General features: G+C 52.3%; 29 protein-coding genes. 18 read left to right on the top strand and 11 right to left on the bottom strand.

Translation table 11 applies throughout. The features are described from left to right. Positions 1 to 15: 15 nt before the first annotated feature. From AC6I8L_RS16150 to AC6I8L_RS16180, 7 genes are all read right to left on the bottom strand, one after another. The gene (locus AC6I8L_RS16150; protein ID WP_201785659.1) at positions 16 to 705 is read right to left on the bottom strand and encodes an amino acid ABC transporter permease; all 690 of its coding nucleotides are present in this window, start codon (positions 703 to 705) and stop codon (positions 16 to 18) included. Positions 706 to 784: 79 nt separating this feature from the next. Further along, on the bottom strand, positions 785 to 1,600 hold the full coding sequence (locus AC6I8L_RS16155; protein WP_034823325.1) for a transporter substrate-binding domain-containing protein: 816 nt from the start codon (positions 1,598 to 1,600) through the stop codon (positions 785 to 787). A gap of 20 nt (positions 1,601 to 1,620) precedes the next feature. Then, a complete protein-coding gene (locus tag AC6I8L_RS16160) occupies positions 1,621 to 2,358 on the bottom strand; it encodes an amino acid ABC transporter ATP-binding protein (protein WP_058959296.1) in 738 nt (245 codons plus the stop codon). Positions 2,359 to 2,370: 12 nt separating this feature from the next. Then, a complete protein-coding gene (locus AC6I8L_RS16165; RefSeq protein WP_058959295.1) occupies positions 2,371 to 2,937 on the bottom strand; it encodes a peroxidase-related enzyme in 567 nt (188 codons plus the stop codon). Continuing rightward, the gene (locus AC6I8L_RS16170) at positions 2,934 to 3,416 is read right to left on the bottom strand and encodes a CMD domain-containing protein (protein WP_058959294.1); all 483 of its coding nucleotides are present in this window, start codon (positions 3,414 to 3,416) and stop codon (positions 2,934 to 2,936) included. Before AC6I8L_RS16170 ends, AC6I8L_RS16165 begins: the two co-directional genes overlap by 4 nt. Next, entirely contained in the window at positions 3,413 to 4,867 is a 1,455-nt protein-coding gene (locus tag AC6I8L_RS16175) for an NAD(P)-binding domain-containing protein (protein ID WP_058959293.1), read from the bottom strand. The genes AC6I8L_RS16170 and AC6I8L_RS16175 overlap by 4 nt, the downstream gene beginning before the upstream one ends. 413 nt (positions 4,868 to 5,280) lie before the next feature. Continuing rightward, complete coding sequence (locus AC6I8L_RS16180) at positions 5,281 to 6,243, bottom strand: LysR family transcriptional regulator (RefSeq protein WP_058959292.1); 963 nt, start codon at positions 6,241 to 6,243, stop codon at positions 5,281 to 5,283. Between the two features lie 216 nt (positions 6,244 to 6,459). Here AC6I8L_RS16180 and AC6I8L_RS16185 point away from each other — a divergent pair, with 216 nt between their 5' ends. The 11 genes from AC6I8L_RS16185 (at position 6,460) to AC6I8L_RS16235 (ending at position 16,384) form a co-directional block, all read left to right on the top strand. Next, complete coding sequence (locus AC6I8L_RS16185) at positions 6,460 to 7,854, top strand: MFS transporter (protein ID WP_058959291.1); 1,395 nt, start codon at positions 6,460 to 6,462, stop codon at positions 7,852 to 7,854. A gap of 539 nt (positions 7,855 to 8,393) precedes the next feature. Next, positions 8,394 to 8,933: a fimbrial protein gene (locus AC6I8L_RS16190; protein ID WP_058959290.1), complete on the top strand. Its 540-nt coding sequence runs from the start codon at positions 8,394 to 8,396 to the stop codon at positions 8,931 to 8,933. A gap of 72 nt (positions 8,934 to 9,005) precedes the next feature. Further along, positions 9,006 to 9,557, top strand: a complete 552-nt coding sequence (locus AC6I8L_RS16195; protein ID WP_479399553.1) for a fimbrial protein — start codon at positions 9,006 to 9,008, stop codon at positions 9,555 to 9,557. Between the two features lie 14 nt (positions 9,558 to 9,571). Further along, a complete protein-coding gene (locus AC6I8L_RS16200; RefSeq protein ID WP_058959288.1) occupies positions 9,572 to 12,094 on the top strand; it encodes an outer membrane usher protein in 2,523 nt (840 codons plus the stop codon). Between the two features lie 38 nt (positions 12,095 to 12,132). Next, a complete protein-coding gene (locus AC6I8L_RS16205) occupies positions 12,133 to 12,909 on the top strand; it encodes a fimbria/pilus periplasmic chaperone (RefSeq protein WP_058959287.1) in 777 nt (258 codons plus the stop codon). A gap of 15 nt (positions 12,910 to 12,924) precedes the next feature. After that, complete coding sequence (locus AC6I8L_RS16210; protein ID WP_064511322.1) at positions 12,925 to 13,545, top strand: fimbrial protein; 621 nt, start codon at positions 12,925 to 12,927, stop codon at positions 13,543 to 13,545. Continuing rightward, complete coding sequence (locus AC6I8L_RS16215) at positions 13,538 to 14,056, top strand: fimbrial protein (RefSeq protein ID WP_058959285.1); 519 nt, start codon at positions 13,538 to 13,540, stop codon at positions 14,054 to 14,056. The genes AC6I8L_RS16210 and AC6I8L_RS16215 overlap by 8 nt, the downstream gene beginning before the upstream one ends. Positions 14,057 to 14,066: 10 nt before the next feature. Further along, positions 14,067 to 14,552 carry a fimbrial protein gene (locus AC6I8L_RS16220; RefSeq protein ID WP_072226486.1) on the top strand — a complete coding sequence of 162 codons (486 nt, stop codon included), beginning with the start codon at positions 14,067 to 14,069 and terminating at the stop codon, positions 14,550 to 14,552. 9 nt (positions 14,553 to 14,561) lie between these two features. Next, positions 14,562 to 15,101: a fimbrial protein gene (locus AC6I8L_RS16225; RefSeq protein ID WP_064511321.1), complete on the top strand. Its 540-nt coding sequence runs from the start codon at positions 14,562 to 14,564 to the stop codon at positions 15,099 to 15,101. Then, entirely contained in the window at positions 15,098 to 15,865 is a 768-nt protein-coding gene (locus tag AC6I8L_RS16230; protein WP_153012253.1) for an MrpH family fimbial adhesin, read from the top strand. Before AC6I8L_RS16225 ends, AC6I8L_RS16230 begins: the two co-directional genes overlap by 4 nt. A 195-nt stretch (positions 15,866 to 16,060) precedes the next feature. Further along, positions 16,061 to 16,384 carry a gamma-glutamylcyclotransferase family protein gene (locus AC6I8L_RS16235; RefSeq protein ID WP_058959282.1) on the top strand — a complete coding sequence of 108 codons (324 nt, stop codon included), beginning with the start codon at positions 16,061 to 16,063 and terminating at the stop codon, positions 16,382 to 16,384. On the opposite strand, the gene AC6I8L_RS16240 is transcribed toward AC6I8L_RS16235, so the two are convergent. After that, positions 16,376 to 17,329 (bottom strand): MurR/RpiR family transcriptional regulator, encoded by a 954-nt coding sequence (locus AC6I8L_RS16240; protein WP_058959281.1) that lies wholly within the window; start codon positions 17,327 to 17,329, stop codon positions 16,376 to 16,378. The genes AC6I8L_RS16235 and AC6I8L_RS16240 overlap by 9 nt on opposite strands. Before the next feature lie 291 nt (positions 17,330 to 17,620). Between AC6I8L_RS16240 and AC6I8L_RS16245 the strand changes: the two genes are divergently transcribed. The 6 genes from AC6I8L_RS16245 to AC6I8L_RS16270 all read left to right on the top strand — a co-directional run bounded on the left by AC6I8L_RS16245 (position 17,621) and on the right by AC6I8L_RS16270 (position 24,055). After that, positions 17,621 to 17,926: a PTS sugar transporter subunit IIB gene (locus tag AC6I8L_RS16245; protein ID WP_034823341.1), complete on the top strand. Its 306-nt coding sequence runs from the start codon at positions 17,621 to 17,623 to the stop codon at positions 17,924 to 17,926. A 61-nt stretch (positions 17,927 to 17,987) separates the two neighbouring features. Then, entirely contained in the window at positions 17,988 to 18,329 is a 342-nt protein-coding gene (locus tag AC6I8L_RS16250; protein WP_034823342.1) for a PTS lactose/cellobiose transporter subunit IIA, read from the top strand. Beyond that, positions 18,322 to 19,638, top strand: coding sequence for a 6-phospho-beta-glucosidase (locus AC6I8L_RS16255; RefSeq protein ID WP_058959280.1), 1,317 nt, complete (start codon positions 18,322 to 18,324; stop codon positions 19,636 to 19,638). Before AC6I8L_RS16250 ends, AC6I8L_RS16255 begins: the two co-directional genes overlap by 8 nt. Before the next feature lie 193 nt (positions 19,639 to 19,831). Further along, positions 19,832 to 21,184 (top strand): PTS cellobiose transporter subunit IIC, encoded by a 1,353-nt coding sequence (celB, locus tag AC6I8L_RS16260; protein ID WP_058959279.1) that lies wholly within the window; start codon positions 19,832 to 19,834, stop codon positions 21,182 to 21,184. Between the two features lie 197 nt (positions 21,185 to 21,381). Further along, on the top strand, positions 21,382 to 22,002 hold the full coding sequence (locus AC6I8L_RS16265) for a glutathione S-transferase family protein (protein ID WP_236699713.1): 621 nt from the start codon (positions 21,382 to 21,384) through the stop codon (positions 22,000 to 22,002). Between the two features lie 10 nt (positions 22,003 to 22,012). Next, positions 22,013 to 24,055: an FAD-binding oxidoreductase gene (locus AC6I8L_RS16270; protein WP_058959277.1), complete on the top strand. Its 2,043-nt coding sequence runs from the start codon at positions 22,013 to 22,015 to the stop codon at positions 24,053 to 24,055. Between the two features lie 62 nt (positions 24,056 to 24,117). On the opposite strand, the gene ymcF is transcribed toward AC6I8L_RS16270, so the two are convergent. Together ymcF and cspE are read right to left on the bottom strand one after the other, a co-directional pair. Then, positions 24,118 to 24,336, bottom strand: coding sequence for a cold shock small protein YmcF (gene ymcF / locus AC6I8L_RS16275; RefSeq protein ID WP_058959276.1), 219 nt, complete (start codon positions 24,334 to 24,336; stop codon positions 24,118 to 24,120). Further along, entirely contained in the window at positions 24,272 to 24,484 is a 213-nt protein-coding gene (gene cspE / locus AC6I8L_RS16280) for a transcription antiterminator/RNA stability regulator CspE (protein ID WP_072226484.1), read from the bottom strand. The genes ymcF and cspE overlap by 65 nt, the downstream gene beginning before the upstream one ends. A gap of 172 nt (positions 24,485 to 24,656) precedes the next feature. Between cspE and AC6I8L_RS16285 the strand changes: the two genes are divergently transcribed. Next, positions 24,657 to 24,809, top strand: coding sequence for a hypothetical protein (locus tag AC6I8L_RS16285; protein ID WP_167347091.1), 153 nt, complete (start codon positions 24,657 to 24,659; stop codon positions 24,807 to 24,809). Between the two features lie 33 nt (positions 24,810 to 24,842). Here AC6I8L_RS16285 and AC6I8L_RS16290 read toward each other — a convergent pair whose 3' ends face one another. Next, positions 24,843 to 25,010, bottom strand: a complete 168-nt coding sequence (locus tag AC6I8L_RS16290) for a YhfL family protein (protein WP_064511320.1) — start codon at positions 25,008 to 25,010, stop codon at positions 24,843 to 24,845. Between the last annotated feature and the right edge of the window lie 245 nt (positions 25,011 to 25,255).

A 25,255-nucleotide genomic window follows, 5' to 3' on the forward strand; every position in this document is an offset into this window, starting at 1 on the left:
GTTTGTCTCCCCGACTCAGACGCTGGTGGTGAACTTCACGCGCGGTGCAGACTTAGAGCTGTACTTCGCATGACGTTGTTCAAAGAAGCGGATAACCAGCCACGCCACACCGCACAGCAGTGAATAGAGTACGGCCAACACCAGATAGGTGCCGAACTGATACTGGTTGTAATCGCGTTCCATAATCAGGTGCGCGGTCGCCATCACATCTGCCGCACCGATGTACATCACCAGCGCCACGTTGTGAATCAGATAGATAATCGCATTGCCGTAACCCGGCAGCGAAAAGTGCACCGCCTGCGGGCCAATCACCCGCAGCATTTTCTGGCGGAAGCTGTAGCCAAGGCTGTCGGTGGCATCGTGCTGACCCCGTTCCACCGCAAGGTATGCCGGGCGCATCACTTCCGACAGATAGCCGCCGTGATACAGGCTCAGGCCGATCATCGCCGCCACATTGGCGGTAAAGAAGTCACCAAAGCCGAAATTATCGGTGATCAGCGGCATGCCGTAGAAGGCCACAAACAGCTGCAGCACCACGGGCACGCTGCGCGCATAGGAAACGTAGAGATCGGCCAGCTGGCTGATCACGGGAATACGGCGCACGCGAAAAACGGTGGCGATCAGCGCCAGAAAGAACCCGGCAATCATCGCGACAAACATGATGCCGAGCGTCAGTGGCAGCGCCGACAGCAGTTCTGGAATCATGGAGGATAGATTCACGGTGAAACACTCCTGCTAAAAAGGACAGCATGCGCCCGGCTCAGCACCGGGCGCAGTGAATCTATTACTTCATGTACTTAGTGACTTCTTCGCCAAACCACTTCTGCGCCAGCTTATCCAGCGTGCCGTCGTCTTTCAGTTCTTTCAGCGCTTTGTTCACGTCATCGTTCAGGGCCTGGTTTTCGGCAGAGCGGTGGATCAGTACATAGGTATTGTTGATCACCACTGGCTCACTGGCTTTGATCGCCAGCTTCTGGTTGTCGATCACCGTCTGCTCACCGAGGTTTGAAGGCAGGATCAGCGCATCGTATTTCCCGTTCTGCACTTCTTTCAGGCGATCCGGGTAAGGCACGCCCGCGCTGGACGCTTTGATGGTGATTTTGTCGTTCGGGTTGTCCTGTTGCCACTGGGTGACGAACTTATACACGCCGCCGCCTGCGGTCACAGGCACGATATTCTTGCCGACCAGATCCTTCATGCCGTTGATATTGCTATCGCTGCGGCTGTAGATCTTCATCAGGCTGGCACCGATCGGTGCATCCGGGATCAGGAACTGCTTGCTGCGTGCTGGCGCTTTGTAGTAACCACCAGTCGCCATGTCGTATTTGCCGGTCACCAGGCCGGTTTCCTGCGCGATATCCGCCGCGCCTTCCATCACAAACTTGTACTGCGGCAGTTTCGCGTTAATGGCTTTCAGCACGTCCGGCTCGTAACCCTCAGGTTCGTGGCCGATGGCGCCCCATGACAGCGGTTTGGATTCCGCTGCGGTCGCGATTTTGATGGTGCGTACCGCGTCAGCAAAGCTGTTACCGCTGATCAGGGCCAGGGCGATGATGCCAGGCGCGGCCAGGCGACGTAATGTGGTTTTGATTGCAGGCATGTCTCTGATTCCTTTAATTATTAGAATGCTCGTTCTGAACTGAGGAACTGTGCAAGGCGCGGCAGGGTTGGGTTATCAAACATCTCTGTCGGACTGCCCTGCGCGGCCACGACACCCTGATCCATAAACACGATGCGATTCGAAATGCTTTTCGCGAACTGCATCTCATGCGTCACCAGCAGCGAGGTAATACCGGATGACGCCACGTCTTTAATCACTTTCAGCACTTCACCCACCAGCTCCGGATCGAGCGATGAGGTCGGTTCATCAAACAGCATCACATCCGGACGCACCGCCAAAGCACGGGCGATACCGGTACGCTGTAACTGGCCGCCAGACAGCTGCGACGGATAGTGATCAAGCCTGGCACCCAGACCCACACGCTCCAGCTCCTGCACGGCGATGTCGCGCGCTTGCTGTTTGGTTTTATGCTGGATGACGATCAGCGGATCCATCACGTTTTCCAGCACCGTCATGTTTTTGAACACGTTAAACTGCTGGAACACCATGGCGGTGCGCAAGCGGATCGCCTGGATCGCCGCTTTATCCGGTGACTGATAATCCATGCGGATCTGATCCAGCTGAATGGTCCCGGCTGATGGCTTCGCCAGATAGTTGATGCAGCGCAGCAGCGTAGTTTTCCCGGTGCCGCTTGGCCCGATGATCGATACCACATCGCCGCGTTTTACCGACAAATCAACCCCTTTCAGGATCGGATTGCTGCCGTATGAGAGCGTAATATTGTTGAGTTCTAACATCCGGTGCAGCCCTTATTTGTTCAGGTCAGCATGGCCGAGCACATGCATCAGACGGTTGGCCCAGCCAAAGATGGCGATGGCGTGGATCAGATCGATAATCTCCTGATCGTTCATGCCGACGGCGCGCAGTGCCGCGACATCTTCCGGCGTGGCTTCAGACGGCGTGACCGACAAACGGCGGGCGAAGTGATAGATCGCCGCATCGCGTTCACCTAACACATCCGCTCTATCAAAATAGATGGCACTGACCACGGCGTCACTGTCAGCTAACTGCGCATGACGGCGCGCGTGCACCACCGCACAATAGCGGCAACCGTTGACGATCGAAGCACCTAATGCGCCCAGCTCACGATCGGCGCGATCGAGGCCACCTTCGACATACATAATGGCGTTGAATAGCCCGGTACGTGCGGTGTAACTCTCGGGATCGTGCACCAGCGTGCGCACGTACTCGGAGATCTTCTTGTTGGACGGCGTGACTTTCATCGCATCGAGCTGCGCCGGTGTCGCCTGTTCAACATCCACTGGCGTGATATACGGATGCCAGTGCAGCGGCTTGAGATTAACCGACGGAATCATGCGGACCTCATCAGACGTAAACCAGCCGCGACGCGCGTCTGGAAGTTAACAAAAGCGATCAGCTCAGAGAGCGCGACGATTTGCGGATTGCTCAAACCAGCCTGCTCCAGTAAGCGAATGTGCTGCTCGGTGGCCTGAATCGGCTGCTGCGTGACCATATCGGCATGGCGCGCAATAGTAGCCAGCGGCTCTTCCGACACGGCACAACCCGATGCCAGCGCCAGTAGCGCTTCAGACGGGTTTAACGCCGCCAGTTGCGCCTGGTAATCACGTTGCAGCGGCGCATCGTAGTTCAACACCGCCATACGCTGCGCCAGTGCCAGACGCAGATCTCCAGGTAAACCCTGATCGTCTTCTGGCGTAAGTACTGACACACGGCACGCTTCCGCACCCTCAACAAATTCGGGACGCAGGCGGCGCGTCTGATACAGCGCCTCTTCTGGTGTTAATCCGGCTGCTTGATCAATAGCGTCGCTCACAACGCGTTCTCCTGTTTTAGTAACGGGGTTGAATCCACCCATTCATCGCCCTGTAATTCAGGGGTGTCAAAAGCTTGTAAGTTGGCGTAGTGCTGCTCGACGTCCTCGGCAAACAGCGAGGCGGTAATACCGCGCACCAGGCGATCGGCCCCCGCGCTCACCGCAGGAATGTCGCCGGAGACTTTGCCGTGCGTCAGCATGGCGGCATCGTTGAAGCAGTGAATGTGTGCCAGCATCGGGCAGGCATCAGGCGTCAGTTCGCGGAACTCAAATGAAGGACCGAGATCTGGCGCTTCCAGCAGGCTGTGGCGCGGATTGCCCATCTCAGGCTGATAGCGACCATCGGACCAGCTGCGAATATGTGGCGCGATAGCGGCAAACTCCGGGCGGCCGTGGAAATCATTGGTGAAGCCCGTCGCGGCGATCAAAAAGTCGTAGTGCAGTGCGCCTTGGGTAGTTTCAATCAGCAAGCCGTCTTCTTCCTGTTTAACGGCGTTAATACCGCAATCGAGGAAGAAGCGCGCGTTCTCATGACGTGATACGCGCAGAGTGGAAGAGCGCGGCGGTGGGGTTTGGGTTGCGGCGGTGTAATCGACGAACTTCCACTTCCACGCGTCCGGCAGTTGATGCATACCGTGCACCACACCCTGGCTGCCAATGCCGGTCATCTTGTTGATGCGTGGCATTTCTTTGCGACGAATCAGTAGATCCACTGCACCCGCGCCCTGCTCCAGCGCAGTAGCCGCGTTATCCATCGACGAGGCGCCGGCACCAATCACCGCAATGCGCTTGCCTTGTAAGGCGGCGAAATCGATGTCATCAGCGGAGTGTGCCCAGAACTTGCGATCAATGCCCTGCAGGAAATCCGGCAAGGCGAAGCCACCGAGGCCAGAACGTCCGGTGGCCAGCACCAAACGGCGCGTATAAACACGCTCGGTTTCGGCACCCTCCAAATCCAGCGCAATCAAATCCCCGGCCTGTGCAATGCTGGTGACACGCACGTTGTTGTGCACCGGCAGATTCAGCACCTTGCGGTACCAAATCAGGTAATCCATCCACTGCGCTTTAGGGATTTTGTCCAGCGCCTGCCACGCCTCTTTGCCCCACTGCGCCGTGAACCAGGCGCGGAAGGTCAGTTGCGCGAGGCCAAGAGCCGGGCCGTGCAGCGTTTTTGGTGAGCGCAGGGTTTCCATACGCGCAAAAGTGATCCACGGCCCCTCCAGCCCAGCGGGTGCGGCGTCATAAGCCACCACATTGCGGATGCCGGTGAATTGTAATTTGGCCAGTGCCGCCAGACCGCACATGCCCGCACCAATCACCACCACATCGCGTACCGGCGCACTCTGAAAGGTGCGTTCCGGTACCCAGGATTTGGCGGGCAGTTCCAGATATTCCAGATCCTGCTGAAGCTGAGCTTCCAGTGCGGCAAGACCGTTGGCGGCATACGTCATAGAGAGATTTCCCTGGTGTCAGCGATCGCTTTAAGAGCGAGCGAAAACGGTTAAAACACGCCGATGACTCTACCTTTTTAATTATCTATAAAACGCATAATAGGTAGCTAACAATCATCAATACGCATAATAAGAGCTAAGTTTTCGCATAATCCTCTTGCCCTAAATCGGAGTCAAGAATTGCGCTCAGGATTTGACCAATGGATTTCTTATATCTTATGCCGAAAAAGTTATAAGCGTTGAAAATGAAGGGATTCGCCGCGCCTGATAAATAAGGAAGCCGCTGTGCTATATCCTGCCGCTGTAGCGTAATAGGGCTATTGCGTGCCTTAATGCATTCGGTTCAGATGCGTAGCGATGCGCTTCATTTCTAATTGAAGCGCTAATGCTGTTGGATGAACTCAATTGCCCCGCTATGACTCCTGGTTTATCACTCGCATGATGCGCGGATGTTCACTGGCAGGCAGACGTTCAAACCCTGGCAGCAGCTGAGCAGCGGCGTCTGCCAGCGCTTCCACCAGTGCCTGGGCGGCGCTGGAAATCTGCCGGCCTTGCGGCGTGATCACGCCAAAGAAGTAAGGGATGTCTTCCTGAATCGGACGAATCGCCACACCGGCCAGCGGCATGCCCCAGCCGGTGACCGGTTCGAGGATCGCCACGCCCAATCCGGCACGCACGCAGCCCAGAATATTTGCCGATGAGTTAGTTTCAATGGTTTCCAGCAGCGGCGCTTTGACCTTCTTCAATGCTTTTTCATAGCGGCCGCGCAGACGTTGCGGACTCCATGGCGCGATTAAACGGCGGCCTGCCAGCTGGCTCAGCGATAGCGCGCTATGTGCCGCCAGCTCATCCTCTTCCGGCAGCGCAATTACGCACTGTGATTGCCCAATCCAGTGCAACTCCACCGCATGATGCTCCAGCGGCAAGCTGCACAAACCGATGTCTGCTTCAGCGGTGATCACTGCATGTGCCGTCTGCACGGCGGACTCACTGATGATTTGCACTTTGTTCTGTAAATTGAGTGCGGCCAGTGCCTGCGGCAATAATCCGGCGGCCAGCGCAGGCGTGGCGGCAATGCTTAGCGGGCGATGCTGCTGATGCGCGATCTCTTGTGCGCGCAGTCGAATCTGTTGCAGCGACAGCAGCGCTTTCTGCACATACTGATGCAGCTGCAGCGCTTCTTCCGAGGGATGAATACGCGGACCATTGCGGATAAACAGCGGATAACCCAGCGACTGCTCCAGCTCCTGAATCAGGCGGGAGACGGCGGGCTGCGAGCGATTGAGCGCTTTGGCGGCCGCCGTCACGCTGCCGGCTGAAATCACTGCCGAGAAGGCTTCCAGCTGACGCAGATCGAGGTCGTTTAACAGAGTCATCGCGTGGTTTCTTTCCTAAGTCATTGATCGTTCCCGACAATCATCCGGGAAAAAATCCATCATAGAGAGAGTCTGCCTAATTCGCTACTGCGGAGACAGTAATATCAAATCCGTAACGACTGGATTTTATAAGGCTAAACTTGCATAGAAAACGATTGCGCCCGAAACTATTCTCTCCCTAATCCTGATTCGCACGGAAGAGAAAGGAATGGCGCTATGACGCAAAATGGCATCTCAGGCAACCGCACTTTGCTGCTCGCACTGCTGGTCGCAGTTACCTTCTTTATGGAAAATCTCGACGCCACCGTCATCACCACCGCCATTCCCCAAATGGCACACGATTTCGCCGCCAGCCCGGTGGCGCTTAACGTGGGTGTCAGCGCTTATTTGTTAGCCGTGGCGGTAGGCATTCCCATGAGCGGCTGGCTAGCGGAGCGCTACGGTGCGCGCAACGTGTTTGCCTGTGCCATCCTGATTTTTACTGTCGCATCAATACTATGTGGGCTCAGCGATACTCTACCGATGTTTGCGTTAAGTCGGGTATTGCAGGGCATTGGCGGTGCCATGATGGTCCCGGTGGGCCGCATGGTGGTGTTACGTGTGACCGAAAAAAAAGACATGGTGAAAACCATCGCCTTTATTACCTGGCCGGGTTTGATCGCGCCCGTGCTTGGTCCGCCGCTTGGAGGTTTGATTGTCACTTACGGCCACTGGCCATGGATCTTCTGGCTCAATATCCCGCTCGGGATTATCGCCATTATCGCCACCGTTTATTTGGTACCCCAGTTCAAAGCTGAGCAAACACGTCGATTTGATGTGCGCGGGTTTGTGCTAACCGCTACCGCCTGCACCGCACTGATTATCTCCCTGGAAGCGCTCGGACAAATGCATCTTAGCCTTGGCATTCCATTACTGTTACCTGGAGTTCTGTGCAGCGTTCTGGCCTATCGCCATAGCTTCAGCCATCCACAACCGCTGCTGCCGTTCAGTGCGATGACCATTAATACCTTCCGAAATGCTGTTGTCGGCGGTTCACTGTTTCGTGCTTCGATAAACGCCGTGCCATTTCTGCTTCCTCTGCTATTCCAACTTGGCTTTGGCTGGAGTGCTGCGCAGGCAGGTGCCATGGTGCTGTGGGTATTTGCCGGCAATCTGGCAATGAAACCCGCGACTACCTGGTTGATGAAACGCTTTGGCTTCCGACGAGTATTGATGGTGAACGGCGTCATCAGCCTGGCAGCAATGTTAGGGTGCTTGCTGCTCAGCCCTTCACTCGGCTACTTCGCGATTGCCGCCATTCTGTTTATTGGCGGATTGTCGCGGTCGCTGCAGTTCAGCTGCTACAACAGTTTAGGTTTTGCCGATGTACCACAGACCAAAATGAGTGATGCCTCCGTGGTGTTCAGTATCTTCTTCCAGTTCAGCATGAGTGCCGGTATTGCGCTGGCCGCCCTGTTCTTGCGCGGAGCAATGCTGTGGCACGAACATGCCGCCATTGAACAGAATGACATTCACATCGCATTTGCGGGTGTGGCTTTATTGGTGTTGATGTCGCTGTTTGATGTATGCCGGCTGGAAAAAAATGCCGGTGCGCAGGTGCTGAACCGATAACAATAAAACTGTCCGCGCGGATAATGGCGTGGGCGACTTTATTCATGGCTAGCTGGTCATGAGAGTCATAGATTATTAATAAATATTGTTAACTGTTCTCGTAATATTTCCAACGCGGCTCACATTAACCGTTATCTTGCGATGTTATAGTTTTTATCAATTGGAATAATAGGTCATTTAGATTAAATCGTTGACAACCTGCCCCCCCTACCTCTTATCACTTCCTTTGTAATGCATCCCTGACAAACAGCCCATTCACTCACTACACCATCAGAAAACAAATCTTATTTTCATAAAACCGCTCGGTATTCATAATGTTTCCCAACAACGCTAATAAAAAGAATCAAAAGGCGAAGCGATAATGAATCATGCAGTTTTGAACCTGCATATTCCAGGAGCACCTGATAGCAGTGTGTAAATAATGAAATCTCTTCAGATCAGAGGCGAAATTAATTACTTTAACGCCTGGTGGGATTTCATTTTAAGCATATTTCTTACAAAAGAAGAAATATGGGTACAAACCAAATGGAAGATATTAAATGAAAAAGTGTATTATCGCCCTGTCTGTATTAAGCCTGTTTACCGCATCCTCTGTCTACGCTGCAGGTGGCACCGGTAAAGTGACCTTCACTGGTTCTATTATTGATGCACCTTGCTCTATTGCACCGGGTTCATTAGATCAAACCGTTCCGCTGGGTGCCATTTCCAATGTGGCACTGGCCGCGAACGGAAATACCGGTTCATCCAGTCCCAAGTCTTTCCATATTGAATTGGAAGATTGCGTCATCACCACACCAGGTACCAAAGATAAAGTCAGCGTCACCTTTACCGGAGCTGCCTCTCCACACGACTCTGATAGCCTTGCTCTGGTCGGTGGTGATGCCAGTGGTGCATCTATCGTCCTGACTGATGGTGATGGTGTGAAAGTCAAACTGAACACTGCGTCCACTGGCCAGACCGTTATCAACGGCAATAACACCCTGACCTTCGCTGCTCGCGTTCAGGGCGGTGGTGCAGCAGCGACCATCGTGCCGGGTACCTTCCAGGTGCCAGCGAACTTCGTACTGAACTACAACTAATCAATAACGCTTTTACTAACCTGCGGTTTATCTGCCGCAGGTTTTTTCTCTCCTCTATTCCGGAGTGCGTCGATGTTTTTTAAGTCATTACTTTCACGATATTCGGCCGCCTTTTTTTTATTTTTAGGTGTTTTGCTAATAACAAAAATATCAGTTGCAAACACTGAAGGATTGGGTCGCGTGAACATGACAGGTTCAATAGTTGAGACACCATGCGCAATTGAAGTCGGCGATCGTGACCAGACCCTTTTTATGGGAAACCATCCTGTCAGCAAAATCATTCGGGAAGGACAAGGACCAAAGAAAGAATTTTCCATTCGTTTATTTGGTTGCACCCTCACCCAATTAGACCCCAGTAAACCCGACTGGAAAAATTTTAAAGTCATGTTCGATGGTGAGGAAGATAAAGGCCATTTCAAAACTTCAGGCATGGCCAGCGGTGTCGCGGTAAGAATCAGTGACCATGTGGGCAACATAGCATCCCCGGGCGTACATCTGCCTGAAAGAGATCTCATGGCAGATAACATGCACCTTAAATACACACTGAACTTAGTCGGCAATCAGGAAATATTACAAGCTGGCGATCACCAATTAACGATTCGATTCAGAATAGATTATAACTAATGAGGCTCGCGATCATGCTGTTATGCCTTCCGCGTCAAGCGGCTTCACTCTTTTGTCTTACCGCCGTTGGGACGCTCTTATTCATTGGAAAACTGACATCATCGAATGCAGCTAGCGAAGTGCAGTTCAATACGGATGTTCTCGATCTTAAAGATCGCAGCAATATCGATCTCAGCCAGTTTTCACGTAAAGGTTTTATTCTGCCTGGAACTTATTCCCTGTCTATCAACCTGAATGCCATCCCTCTTTCCGAGAGACAAATTCATTTCTATCCTTCCGAACAGGATGCCAATGAAACGGTTGCCTGTGTGACCCCCGAAATGTTGCCGCAATTTGGACTCAAGGAATCTTCTTTAGCCAAACTCACATGGTGGCGGGATGGACAGTGCCTTGCGCTGGAAAGCATTCCAGGGATGGAGGTGCGCGGTGATTTAGGCAAATCGACGCTGTTCATAAGCATTCCGCAAGCTTACCTCGAGTACAGCAGCCCTTATTGGGATCCCCCCGCTCGCTGGGAAGAGGGGATTTCCGGTGCCCTGTTTGACTACAACCTCAACCTGCAAAGCTTGCAACAAAACGGCGCGGGCGGTGGAAGTGGCACCAATTTGTCAGGCAACGGTACCAGCGGTGCGAATTTCGAGGCATGGCGTTTGCGCGCAGATTGGCAGGCGCGTTATGACCGTCGCAGCGGCAAGAATCATGAGGCAGATACCCATAACTGGGACTGGAGCCGCTTCTATGCCTATCGCGCCCTGAGTAAAATCGGCGCGAAATTCAGTTTGGGTGAAGATTATCTCAGCTCTTCTCTTTTCGATAGCTTCCGTTACACAGGTCTAAGTCTGGTATCAGATGACAATATGTTGCCACCCAATCTGCGCGGCTATGCTCCAGAAGTCAGCGGTGTGGCAAAAAGCAATGCGAAGATCATCATCAGCCAGCTGGGCCGCATCATTAAAGAAGTGCAGGTCGCGGCCGGTCCCTATCGTATTCAGGATCTTGATAGCGCCGTTTCCGGCACTCTTGATGTTCGTGTGGAAGAGCAGGATGGCAGCATCACACAGTATCAGGTGAGTACCGCAACCATCCCCTATCTGACCCGCCCTGGCCAGATACGCTACAAAACAACCATCGGAAAACCCAGCGACTGGAAGCACCGAGTGGAAGGCCCTCTGTTCGCTGCCGGAGAATTTTCCTGGGGGATCAGCAACGGCTGGTCGCTTTATGGCGGAGGAATGGGTGGCGAGGAATATAACGCGCTATCGATGGGGATTGGTCGAGATCTCCTGTCATTAGGCGCGCTGTCAACGGATGTCACGATGTCGCGGGCTAAAGCCCCTAATCAGGACGTTCAACGTGGTGGTTCTTATCGCCTGAGTTATGCCAAACGCTTCGAAAATACAGGCAGCCAGGTCACATTTGCCGGCTACCGTTTCTCAGACAGTGGTTTTCGCTCAATGGCCGAATATCTGGATTCCCTGGACGGCGAAATCAGTGCTGGCCGCAGCAAAGAGATGTACACCATCTCGCTTAACCAGCAATTTGAATCGCTGAATCTTACAGCGTATTTGAATTACAACCATCAGACCTATTGGAATCAGGCTGCTAACGATCGTTATGACCTGTCACTCTCACGCTATTTCGATCTGGGCCGATTTCGAAATCTCAGCCTTTCACTGACGGCGTACCGTAACAAATTTAATAACACCAATGACGACGGTATGTATATGTCGCTGTCACTGCCGTGGGGTGAGTCTGGCACAGTGAGTTACAACGGGTCGTATGCCAAAGGCGATAACCGTCAGAGTGTCAGTTATTACAGCCGTGTGGGCGAGGCCGATTCTTATCAGGTGAGTACAGGTGTTGCACGCCAGGGTGCCGATCTGAGCGGCTATTACACCCATAACGGCACTCTCGCACAAATGAATGGCTCGGCGAGCTATCGCGAGGGCCAATACAGCGCACTCGGGGTTTCAGTTCAGGGTGGTGCCACACTTACCCCACAAGGTGGTGCACTCCATCGCGGCGGTATTTTAGGAGGGACTCGTATGCTGGTTGATACCGATGGAATTGCAGGCGTGCCTGTCGGCGGATACAGCAATCCCGTCTATACCAATAATTCTGGCAAAGCCGTGGTGAGCGATATCAGCAGCTATTATCGCAACAGTGTGCGCATTAATGTCGATAAGTTGGCGGATAACGTAGAAGTTCCACAATCCGTGGTTCAGGGAACGTTAACTGAAGGGGCAATTGGTTATCGAAAATTCAATGTCATTGCTGGTGAGAAAGCAATGGCAATGATACGGCTGTCCGATGGTTCCGCTCCGCCTTTCGGCGCCACCGTTTTAAATATGAAGAATCAGGAAGCGGGTATCGTCAATGACGATGGCAATGTCTACCTAAGTGGAATCAACTCAGGTGAAACAATGATGGTGCGCTGGAATGATGAAGAGCAGTGCAAGATATCTTTACCTGAAATTCTGCCCTCAAACATGATGAACAATATTTTACTTCCTTGCGAAAAAATATCGCGATCATAAACACGTATGCGCCAGCAAAATTACTTATCGGAAAAAAAATGAAAGCAAAAAAATGGTTTAACATTATAACTGCAACTACATTGACTCTTGTTGCTCATTCCGTCTCTGCGGCTATTTCACTGGACAGGACACGCGTGATATTCCCCGGATCAGAGAAGTCCGTCAGTTTAACAGTGAGTAATCAGAACACTGAATTGCCTTATTTAGCACAAGGCTGGCTTGAAGACGAACAAGGTGAAAAGCTGAATGCGAATAGCCCGCTCACGGTTGTGCCGCCGGTACAACGCATCGAACCTAAAGCCGAAAGCCAGGTAAAAGTTCAGGCACTATCATCCTCTGACGCATTTAAAAAATTGCCACAAGATCGGGAATCACTGTTTTATTTTAATCTGCGCGAAATTCCGCCTAAAAGCGATAAGCCGAATGTGTTACAGATTGCACTACAAACACGCATCAAACTTTTTTATCGCCCGGCCTCACTAGCAGAGGCAGCGGCTGCACAGCATGCGTTGCCTTTTCAGGAGAAAATTACGCTGAGTAAAAGCGGTGATAAATATACCGTCATCAACCCCACGCCTTATTACATCACGTTGATTGGTGCCAGCGCCAAAAAAGAGGGTGATGTCATTAAAGGATTTGATGCACTGATGATTTTACCTAAAAACCAGGCTTTATTGGGCGGCAGCGCAGCAGCACTGGGTGCTACGCCAGTATTGGTCTACGTCAATGATTACGGCGGCCAGACAGCACTGACCTTTAAATGCAGCGGCAATGTTTGCAGTGTCGATACCAGCAAGCGCGCAACGCCAAAATAATCAGGAAATGAACTCATGAAAAAAATAGTTTTTAGGGCGCGCACAACTTCGGTAATCAGGAAGTTACAAGGCCCAGTGCTCCTGACTGGCACACTGTTATTCTCATCTCTGGCACAGGCAGGATTTACTGATGGTCTGGTGGATGGCAATTACGGCGTTATCCGTGCTCATGGGACGTTAACTGAAAGTGCATGTCGGTTGGATATGCGGTCGGCTGACCAATCTGTTTCTTTAGGCAATGTCGCCACGGGTGACTTACAGCGTTCAGGTGATAACGGCAATTTGATCCCTGTTGCGCTGTACTTACATGACTGTTTACGCACTTCTTCTGCAAATCACGATGTCAGAGGCAATCTTGCATGGAGTGCCAGTCAGCCTGCGGTGTCATTCACCTTCACCGCGATTGAAGATCCCGTGAATCCGCAATTAATTAAAGCTCAGGGTGTTGAGGGTATGGGGCTGCGTTTAAAAGACGCGCACCGCAACAACGTTGTGCTGGGACAAAAAGGAAAGCCGCTTTTATTAACCCCGGCCAACAATGTCGTGATTTATTACATTGCCGCTGAACGTACCCGCGACGCGCTGCGTGCGGGAAGTTATTGGGCTAACGTCAACTTCAGGTTGAATTATGATTAATAAAAACGCATTGAATTATCCAAGACCAGGTTTCACCTGGAAGTGCGTGGCTGTATTCATTGCAATGATGTGTGTTAACCATTCAGCCCGGGCGTTTTCTGTTGGTATCACAGTAAAAGGTAAAGTATTCGCTCCACCTTGTATCATTAACGGTAAGCGAGACATTCCAATAGATTTCGGCAGCGACATTATTATAGGACGAATCGACAGTCAGATTTACGAAAAGCCAATTCCATATGTCTTAGATTGTTCAGCGGCAACGTCCAACGCGCTGAAAATGCAGCTTAGAGGTACGGGAGCCTCATTTGATGGCACGCTATTAAGCACGAGTAAATCTAATCTGGGCATAATGCTAAAGAGTGATGGTGGAAAATTAACCTTGAATAGCTGGAAAAATTTCACCAACCCTGCCCGACCTGCTCTAAGCGCTATGTTGGTGAAAAATGGTAGCGGTACGGTAACGGGAGGTAACTTCACTGCGACCTCGACTTTATTAGTTGAATATCAGTGAGAGGTTGGAAATGAAGAAAAGGACACCAACACTTAAATATTTAGCGATAAATCTATGCTATCTCTGGTTAAACCTGCCTGCTGCTTCAGCAGTAAATGTTAACTTCCAGGGGAGATTGGTTGAGTCTATCCCTTGTGAAATCAATAGCGGTGGATTGATCGAAGTCGATTTTGACAACGTGATTATTAGAGGAATTGACGGTGATAAATATCGCCGCCCAGTGCCCTATTCTGTTCATTGCAGCGGTACGGGTAGTGTCAGGCTCAGTATACAAGCCACGGCCGTTAGCTTTGATAATACTGCCGTGGTAACTAATAAAAGTGGATTAGGCATACGCATTGAACAAAATGGTACACCAATGCGGTTGAACCAGTTCATTCCCATCAATTTAACCCGACCGCCCACATTAACCGTGGTTCCTGTGGCGAATCCCGCTTCACTTCCGGATGAGGGTGCTTTTGTTGCCCGGGCCACCATCATATCGGATTACCAATAGGCGAGCGTAATGAAATACAGAATACTTCCCTTGGGATATATAGTTATGCTTGCTGGCCTTTTGTTTTTTACACTGCCGGCCAAAGCAGCAGAAAACTTAATTATGCGTGGTACATTAGTGGCAGCACCTTGTTTTATTCGCCCTGGTGATGACCTGATTAAACTGGATTTTGAAGAGGTGATCGACAAATTCCTTTATCGCTACAAACGTACACCCAGCCGACCGCTACGTATTCATCTCGAAGATTGTGATATCAGCGTGTTCAAAGGGGTGAAGGTGACGTTTCAAGGCATTGAAAATACAGCACTACCCGGCATGTTGAAGCTTGATGCCGGAAGTATGGCAAAAGGCGTGGCTGTGGGCCTGGAAAATCAGGATGGCAGCCCGCTAAAAGTTAATGTGGCAAGCCCAACGGTGGCATTACAAGCGGGCGATATGGCACTCGGGTTCCAAGCCTATGTTCAGGGTGAGCCAGATGCATTAATTAACAGACGCATTGGTCATGGTCAATTTACGGCCACTACCACTTTTATTCTGGATTACTTATGATTAAAAAAATTATCAAAATTAAACCCTTATTAATACTGGCTGGATTATTTACCTGTCCAGCCAGCGCTGTCATATTAGTGCAAAACTTCACCCAAATTGGAAGTAGCATATCAGGAACTGCACAGGATAATGGTATTCCCTATTCTGCAGCCAGTAACTGTGGCGATAATGGCATGGGGGGATATTTCAGCTGCGATTATGGCGTGGCATTGTTCTACTATTATGGTGGCGTAAGGACTGCAATCGCAGCATCTGGGTTAGTCACTCCTTATAAAACCTCAGAAGATGCTCGACAAGCCTGGCTAAGAAGATATGGGAGTAGTGTGCCAGTCAGAATAACTTTGCCGGCAGGAGGGTCTGACCCTGTACTTTGTTTTGGGTATAGACGACTTGGAGGAGGATTTGTGGAGTCGCAGTGTCTTTCAACCCCAGTTCGCCCACCACCACCTCCTCCAACTTGCTCCGGAAGTGCCGGCACTATTGATTTTGGCAGCCTTCAGCAAGATAAATACAGTGGTGTTGGAAAAAACACCTCGATTAATATTTATTGTTCTGGCGCAGCCACAATCCGCTTCAGATCAGGTAATAATGTTTCACTGAATAATGGAACGAGCGCAACATTAAAATTCAATGGCGTTTCACAAGGCAGCAATTTCTACATGAGAGCAGGTAACAATTCGGTCACAGTGGATGCCACTTTAAGTGGCACACCATCATTAGGTGATTTTACCGGCAGCTCTACCGTTATTTTGGATGTTCTTTAACGTTAAAAATAGCAGCGGTTAAAAAACTTATTGGCCGCTGCTAGCACATTAGGGCATTTCTCTAATGTTTAATTAACCCCTGCTTCTGTAACGTCCAGTTTACTTAGACACTACTTTTCATCTCAATCATCACCATTGGCTAACCTCACCTCTCGCGCTAAATTCAAAGCCTTTCCCTTATTACTGAGGTAGTTAATGCACAGTCTTTTCGTTTACGGCACGCTCGGTCCAGGCCGTCCTAATGCGCATATCATGGAAAATATTGGCGGAAGCTGGCAGCAAGGTTATGTGCTGGGCAATCTGCATGAAGCGGGCTGGGGCGCAGCGATGGGTTTTCCCGGCATTGAACTCACTGCCGAAGGCACGCAGGTTAACGGCTTTGTCTTCAGTTCGGATAACCTTTCCGCGCACTGGTCGATGCTTGATGAGTTTGAGGGCGAAGGCTATCAGCGTGTGCCAGTTGAAGTGATGCTGCAAGATGGCAGCACCCTGATATCAGAAATCTACGCGCTAAAATGACCTAAGCGCCATTTCCAGCCGATCCAGCGCGCAGAGAATGCCATAGCTGCGCGCCTGCTGTTCATCCGGCAACGGTAACCAAATATCAGCCTGACTCGCCAGATCCAGCTTAGTCGGGCAGATGGCAATCACCGGCGTTTTTTGGATATGCGCATGATGCACAGCGCTGAGCACGCTGCTGTTCACCGCATCCGGCGCGAGGATCAGCAGTAAATCATCCGGCTGCAATCGGCTTAACGTCATACGCAACAGGTTATCGTCCTGGATCCATGCCAGCGCCAGACCTGTCGCCGTTAATCGTTGGTGTACTTCAGCCACCAGTGGCGTGGTCTGCCCTGCCGCACCAATTAACAGCACGCTGCGAGCTTTAACTAGCATTCGCGCCGCCCGCTCCCAGGTCTCGGTTTCAGCCAGTGTCCACTGCTGGGCTAGCGCCTGATGAATCGCCTCCAGCTGCGGAATACCCTGGGCGGTTGGGGTTGAAGGCACCGAACTGGCCCTGGCCAACCGCATACGCAATTCGCGAATATCTTCACAACCCACAGAACGGGCAAAGCGGGTAATGGTGGCCGCACTGACTTCGGCGCGCCCGGCTAATTGCTCGATGGTGGCCGAGGCGGCAAACGCGATATCGTTAAGAATTGCCAGCGCCACACGATTTTCCTGCTGGCTCAGCGATGACTGGCGCTGCCGGATGACATCGAGAAATGTCCCTTCCTGCTGTCCTGCTTTGCGCACCTGATGCAGGAAATCATCCAGATCGCGACAGCCTGCCGATACCGCAAAGCGGCGCAGGACTTCAGGACTCACCCCTGCCTGCGTTGCCAGACTTTCCATTGTCGCCTGCGCGCTGACATGCAGGTTTTCCAGAATAAAACGCGCCAGCTTAGATTCCGGCGCATCCGCGCGTGCCGACTGCTGCCGCAATTGCCAGACAATATCCATCCGCTCACCACATCCTCTCGTTGCGAACGCCCATCATGCATGAAAATATTTTTCAGTGTGAGTTTTTTTTCAGCGATTTCAGCGCTAGCGACGTCAAAAACCACTTATGTTAACGATAAATTACAGCACCGATCACAGTCATGAAAAATATTTTCACAAACAACACAGTATAACCAATTGATTTAAAATATTTAATTATCCATTCATCAGAAAATCGTCTGTCCGGAGGGTATTTACACCACCTACAACACAGGTCTTAAATGGCCCCGACAAATCACAGGAGGAAATCATATGCGTATCGTACTTTGCTGTGCTGCAGGGATGTCCACCAGCATGCTGGTCAACAAAATGCAAAGCGCTGCTCAGGGGCGCGGGCTGACCATTGATATCAAAGCGGTGCCGGTAGCGGAATTCGAACGCATCCTGCCGGATGCCGACGTGGTGTTGCTCGGTCCACAAGTGAAGTTTGAAGCCGCCCGCCTGACTGCCATCGCCGCGCCACAAGGCAAAGCTGTCGCCGTCATCGACATGATGGATTACGGCATGATGCGTGGCGAACAGGTGCTGGATACCGCCCTAGCGTTGCACACCTCGTAATACCTCCGTTTTACCCAAACTGACCGAAATAAACACGGCCTTGTGCTGTGGGGGATTCTGCATGTCCGAAGAAGTGGTTATCGAGTTTGAAGAACAAATCATGCTGCTGCTGGTACAGGCCGGTGCCGCTCGCAGTGCAGCACTGAGCGCCCTGCGATTAGCGCGTGAAGGCCAGTTTGCTGCTGCCGAGCAACAGCTTATGGCTGCCAAAGAGAGCGTCAATGGCGCTCATCAGCAGCAAACGGCATTGATCAGTCTCGATGAAGGCAGCGGCAAACTGCCCGTCACCCTGATTTTGGTACATGCCCAGGATCACCTGATGAACGCCATGCTGGTGCAGGATCTGGCGGGCGAAATCATTGAACTCTACCGCCGCACTGCGGCAGGAGGAACCGATGCTTAAGATAGCCATTATTGGTGGTGGCAGCAGCTACTCACCGGAACTGGTCGAAGGGATTATCAACCGTTACGCGCAGTTGCCGGTGACTGAACTGGCCCTGGTGGATGTGGAATCGGGTCGTGAGAAAGTGAATGTCATTGCCGATCTCACCCGCCGTATGCTGCAGCAGAATGGCTTAGAACAGGTCAAAGTCAGCGTGCACTTTGAGCTGGATGATGCCATCCGTGGTGCCAGCTTTGTGCTAACCCAGCTACGTGTCGGCCAACTGGCGGCGCGCGCAGCCGATGAACGCCTTGGCCTGAAATACGGTCGTCTCGGCCAGGAAACCACCGGCGTCGGCGGTTTTGCCAAAGCGCTGCGCACCATTCCGGTGATGCTGAACGTGGCGCGTAAAGTGGAAGAACTGGCGCCCGATGCCTTTATCATTAACTTCACCAATCCCGCCGGGATCGTCACTGAAGCGGTATCGCGTTACAGCAACGCCAAAATCATCGGCCTGTGTAACGTGCCGGTGAATATGCATCATATGATTGCCGGTATGCTCGACGCGCCATGGGATGATGTGCAGTTGCGCTTTGCCGGGCTCAATCATCTGGTGTGGGTGCATCAGGTGACTTGCCGTGGCGAAGATGTCACCAAACAGGTGATTGAACAGCTGTGCGATGGCCAGTCGCTAACCATGAACAACATCAAAGATATGCCATGGTCTCCGCAGTTCCTGCGTGCGCTCAACGCCATTCCCTGCCCGTATCATCGCTATTACTGGCAGACGCCGCAGATGCTGGCCGAAGAGCAGGAGAAAGCTAAAAACGGTCATGAAGGCACCCGCGCTGAGCAAGTGATGAAGGTTGAAGCGGAGCTGTTCGCGCTGTATGCCGATCCGCATCTGGCGCACAAACCGGAGCAACTGAGTTTCCGCGGTGGCGCCTATTACTCTGAAGTGGCGGTCGAGCTGATCAGCGCGATTCACAACAACAGTGGCAAGAATCTGGTGGTGAACTGCCGCAATAACGGCGCGATTCACGGCCTGCCCGATGACGCGGTGGTGGAAGTGAACTGCCTGGTAGATGCTCAGGGCGCGCACCCGTTAGTGTTTGGCGAGTTGCCACCGTTGATGAACGGCCTGACACAGCAGATTAAAGCTTTCGAGCGCTTAACCATCGAAGCTGCGGTACACGGCGATCGTAATCAGGCATTGCTGGCGCTGCTGGGCAATCCGCTGGTCGGCGATGTCGCGACAGCAGAAGCCCTGTTGGAAGAAGTGTTAACGCTGAACAAGCCGTGGTTGCCGCAGTTCTCATCGGCTCAATAGCGCCGTAACGGTGCAATCGCGAGAATGCGGCTCCAGATATGCCCGATAAACCGTGCCGCTGCGCAATTGAGGGCATCTGGCAATGTCAGGTCACCTGCACCAACGCTAACAGCGCGAATTATCCGCCGCTAGCGTTGGTGCAAATGGACCGCTTATTATCATTTTGTTGCGCCATTGAGCCTGAGGAGGCCCTGTGTCCAACCGTACTCTTATTGAACGTTATGTGTTGCCCGCAGCGCTGAAAGTCGCCGGACAAAAGCATGTGCTCTCGGTGCGTGACGGCATCATTCTCAACATGCCGTTTATGCTGATTGGCAGTTTCTTCCTGATCTTCGCCTACCTGCCGATTCCGGCGTGGGGCCATTTGATGGCGGATCTGTTTGGCGACACCTGGCGCAACAAACTGCTCTATCCGGTGCGCGCCACCTACGACATCATGGCGCTGATCTCCAGCTTCGGCATCGCCTATCGTCTGGCGGAGAAATACCGCACGCTGGATCCGCTTACCAGCGGCGCCATGGCGTTAGTGGCTTTTGTGATGACCATTCCGCAGCAGACCCTGTTTGCCCCAGTCGAAAATGCACCCGCACAGCTGGTAACCGGCGTCCTGCCGATCTCGATGATTGGCAGCCAGGGCTTGTTCGTGGCCATTGTGATTGCGCTGATGTCGACGGAGATTTATCGCTTCGTCCATAGCCGCAATCTGGTGATCAAGATGCCGGAAGGCGTGCCGCCTGCGGTGGCAAAATCCTTCCTCGCACTGGTGCCGGGCTTCTGCGTGCTGGCGGTGGTGCTGATCATCCGTCTGGCAGTGGAAGCCTCGCCGTTTGGCGACATCAACAACCTGATCGCCACCGTGATTGGATTGCCGATGCACCACGTCGGCGGCACGCTGCCGGGCATGATCTTCTCGGTGCTACTGATTGGCATTCTCTGGACGCTGGGGTTGCACGGCGATGCCATTGTACTGGTGTTCATCCAGCCGGTCTGGCTCTCCAACATGAGTGAAAACCTCGAAGCGTTCCAGCATAACCAGCCGATCCCGCACATCTTTACGCAGCAGTTTTATGATCTGTGGATAGCGCCTGGCGGCACCGGTGCTTTGCTGGGTCTGGTGATCTTTATGCTGATCCGCTCTCGCAGCCGCCAGATGAAACAGCTGGGTAAGATTGCCGGACCTGCCGCGCTGTTCAACATCAGCGAGCCGTTGGTGTTTGGCATTCCGCTGGTGATGAACCCGTACCTGTTCCTGCCGTTTATTCTCACCCCGGTGGTGCTGGTGATTGTCTCCTGGGCGGCCATGACGACCGGATTCGTCGCGCCGCCCGCCGGGATCGCATTACCGTTTACCACGCCGATATTTGTCAGCGGCTATCTGGCAACTGGGGGGCACATTTCCGGCACGGTGTTACAGGTGGTTAACCTGGCGATCTCGATGGTGATTTACTATCCGTTCTTCCGCATCTGGGATCGCTTGAAACATCGCGAAGAGCAGCAAAGCGAGCAGCAAGCTCAGGCTGTGACAGGAAGTGCAGTGGTTTCATAGTTCCCGGCTAACCCATGCGCGGCGGCGCTGCAAAAGAGTTTCAACGCTTTTGCAGGACCGCCGTACATCAACCCCGCCCCCATTCTTCCATTTTCCGCAATAATGACTTCGCAAACCCGGCTATTCTGCCGCACCCCAGGCTGTGCCAACCTTTAGACAGGGTTCGGGATCATCCCGGCCACCACTAAAGGACACTAATGATGAAACTCTACCACTTCCCGCTTTCTGGCCATGCGCATCGTGCTCGTCTGTTCCTGTCACTGCTCGACCTGCCGCACGAGGTAATTGATGTGGACCTCGCCAACGGCGAGCACAAAACCCCGGCGTTTCTCGCCATCAATCCATTCGGCCAAGTGCCGGTGCTGGAGGATGACGGCGTGTATATCTCCGACTCCAACGCCATCCTAATTTATCTGGCGAAAAAATCAGGTCGCAGTGAGTGGTTGCCTGAAGATGCACTGGGTGCGGCGCAGGTGCAGCGCTGGTTGTCTGTCGCGGCAGGTGAACTGGCTTATGGCCCTTGTGCGGCACGCTTGATTACCGTGTTTGGCCGCCCGTTCAACTCTGACGAAGTGATCGCCCGTGCGCACACCATTTTGGCGTTAATGGATAAACATCTTACCGGGCGTGAATGGCTGGTCGGCGATCGCCCGACCATCGCGGATATCGCGCAGTACAGCTACCTGATCGGCGCGCCGGAAGGCAATGTGGATCTCTCTGGCTATCCGGCGGTCAATGCGCTGTTACGCCGTATTGAAGCGTTGCCGGGCTTTGTTCCCTTCCCGCAAACCGCTGCCGGTCTGCGCAGCATCGCGTGAGTTAACTATCATGGGCGAGAAACTTCCGGTATGGCATGCAGGTGAAATAGCCCTGCAACAACAGGCGGGCGTAGCCGAACGCATGGCGGAAGTCGGCCAGCGCGTGATTCGCGACTACATGCCCGATCAGCACCGTGACTTCTACGCACAGCTACCGTTTATCGTAGTGGGCAGCGTGGATGGGCAAGGCGATGCCTGGGCCACGCTGCTGGAAGGCCAACCCGGTTTTATCTTCTCGCCCAATGCCACCACGCTGGATATTGCCGCCCAGCCGGATCCCCGCGATCCCGCTGCTGCCGGGTTCACTGACGGCGCATCGGTTGGCCTGCTCGGCATTGAGTTACACACCCGTCGCCGCAACCGTATGAATGGCGTGCTGAGCGCCATTGGTGGCGGCTTTCGGGTGCAGGTGGAGCAGAGTTTCGGCAACTGCCCGCGCTATATCCAGCTGCGCGATTTCCGCTTTGCTCGTTCGCCCGATGAGCCGGCTATTGGTGAGGTTGAAGTGCTCAGCACGCTCGATGAGGCGGCCCGCAACACCATCGCCACCGCCGATACGTTTTATGTCGCGACTTATGCCGAGCATCAGGTTGATGCTTCGCATCGCGGCGGCAAACCCGGTTTTGTGCGTGTGGATGACGATGGCCTGCTGACCATTCCCGATTTTAACGGCAACCTCTTCTTTTCCACGCTCGGCAACATCCACCAGAACGGGAAATCCGGGCTGCTGTTTGTCGATTACCGCAGCGGCGATACGCTGCAAATGACCGGCGATGCCAGCGTGATCCTCGACTCGCCGGAGATCGCTGCATTCCAGGGCGCCGAACGGCTGTGGACATTCCGCCCGCGCCGCATCGTGCGACGTCATGCCGCTCTCGCCTTGCGCTGGGAAACGGAAGCAGGCGGTATCTCACTGGCGTCAGAAATGACGGGTGACTGGCAATCGGCTGCCGAACGCCTGCGCGCTAACGAACTGGCGCGACGCTGGCGGCCTTTTAGGGTGACGAAGATTGTCGATGAGAGCGCATCGATTCGCTCGTTTCATCTGATGCCAGATGATGGCGCCGGTTTGCTGGCGTATCAGGCAGGACAGCACTTGCCGATTCGCGTGCAGTTGCCTGGTACAGACAAACCGCTGATTCGTCACTACACCCTGTCGGTTGCGCCGTCGGACGGTTTTTATCGCATCAGCGTCAAACGCGATGGCGTGGTCTCGCGCTATCTGCACGATCATCTACAGGTTGGCGACAGTCTTGAAACGCGAGCGCCAGCCGGTGATTTCACTATCAATGCGCAAGAGACACGCCCAGCGGTTTTAATTGCGGCGGGCGTCGGCATCACCCCGATGCTGGCGATGCTGCGCCATCTGGTTTATGAAGGACGCCGCAAACAGCGTATGCGCCCTACTTACTTTATCCAGTCCGCGCGCAACAAAGCGGAACGCCCGTTTGTACGTGAACTGGATGCATTGCTGGCGGCCTCACAAGGCGCATTCAAACTGGTGCGCGTGTTGAGCCAGCCGGACGGTGCCGAACAGGGATTCGATTACGATGTCTCCGGACGCATCGATATGGCGCTGCTTTCACAGGTGCTGCCATTTAACGACTACGACTTTTACCTGTGTGGCCCGCCGCAGTTTACGCAGGCGTTATATGACGGGCTGCGCAGCTACAATATCGCCGATAAACGCATTCACGCCGAAGCCTTTGGCCCGTCCTCGCTGCAGCGCAGCATGGATGTGCAGCAAACAGAACAAAGCTTACTCCCGATTTCGACGCAATCCATACCCGTGATGTTCATGAACTCAGCCAAAGAGGCGCGCTGGACGCCGAATAGCGGATCGCTGCTGGAACTGGCCGAAGCACGCGGTCTTAGCCCGGAATACAGCTGTCGTGAAGGACATTGCGGATCGTGCAAAACGAGGATTTTAAAGGGAGCGGTAACCTACCCGACTGCGCCGAGTGCCAGTGTGGCAGAGGGGGAGATATTAATCTGCTGTGCGCAGCCGGCACAGCAGAATGGCGATATCGAGCCGATTCAGCTCGAGTTATAACGCGGGATTGTCGTTCAGATACAGCGTAAGGACGTTACACGAAAAGTAGTGCAAACCTGCGTTTATGCAGCGATATTTTTATTCTCAATCATCATGGACTTGCAGAAAATGCAGGTCGCACCATGCGGATTTTTTTGGCTGACATCAAATACCGACTTGCGATATTGAGAACCCTGACACTGAGGGCATTTCATAAAAGTAGTGAACAAATTAATATTAGAGACCTGTAACATTGGTTGCTGAAGGGCCTTTCGGTCCATCTTGTACTGAGAATTCAACATGCTGACCCTCTTCAAGGGAGCGGAAATCACTACCGGTGATAGCAGAGAAATGTACGAAGACATCTTTGCTGCCATTTTCAGGGGTAATAAAACCGAAACCTTTTTCAGAATTAAACCACTTTACTGTACCGAGAATTTTATTAGACATAATTAATACCTTTTCTTTTGCCGTGAGGCTGAGTGAACTGAATCGCAGAGAAAAATCAGGACTGAGATAAAACTCAAAGAGAAAGGCTTATTTTCGGCACTGACGTAGATGAGAGATAAACTGTGAACTAACTTTGAAACTGTCTGCAAATCAGACTGGAGGTCATTTACGCATGTCTAATGCAACATTGCAAGACAAAAGAAAAATAAACTTTCCATTCTTAGGATTAACACTCTCAACATTAAATAAAAACCATTTAAAACAACACGATGTAATTTTATCTTTCGGATTTTTCAGGGGTTTTAGAGGTGTTGCGGCCAGTTAACTGCCGTGACTGGCCGCTAATCATCAATGCAGACTATTTATCTACTGGTCCACAACCGCCAATAATTTTCGAGATAGAAACAGCCGGATGAAGCAAATAATCGTAATCACAGTTTTTTTCTTTGTTATACACGCTTCCAGTACATCCAGACAGCAGAGCCACTACCGCAGCGGCAATTGAAAACTTAATGAGCTTATTCATAATAACGCATCCATTTGTTAAAAGTGTTTTTGAAGATGTTTAATTGCTGTTCTCGTGCACTTAACAAATTAATAAATCACAGAGAATAGCACTTAGCAGAACATAAGTACCTTACAGCGCTTATGCGATAAATTATTAATTAAAAACATAACTAAAGACAACATTACGAATTATCTGTTTATTATCATTATTAGATTAAATTTTTGTAGTGAAAGCCTTACAGGTTTTATAAATGTCAGGGTATC

The sequence above is a fragment of the Type-E symbiont of Plautia stali genome (assembly GCF_059731115.1).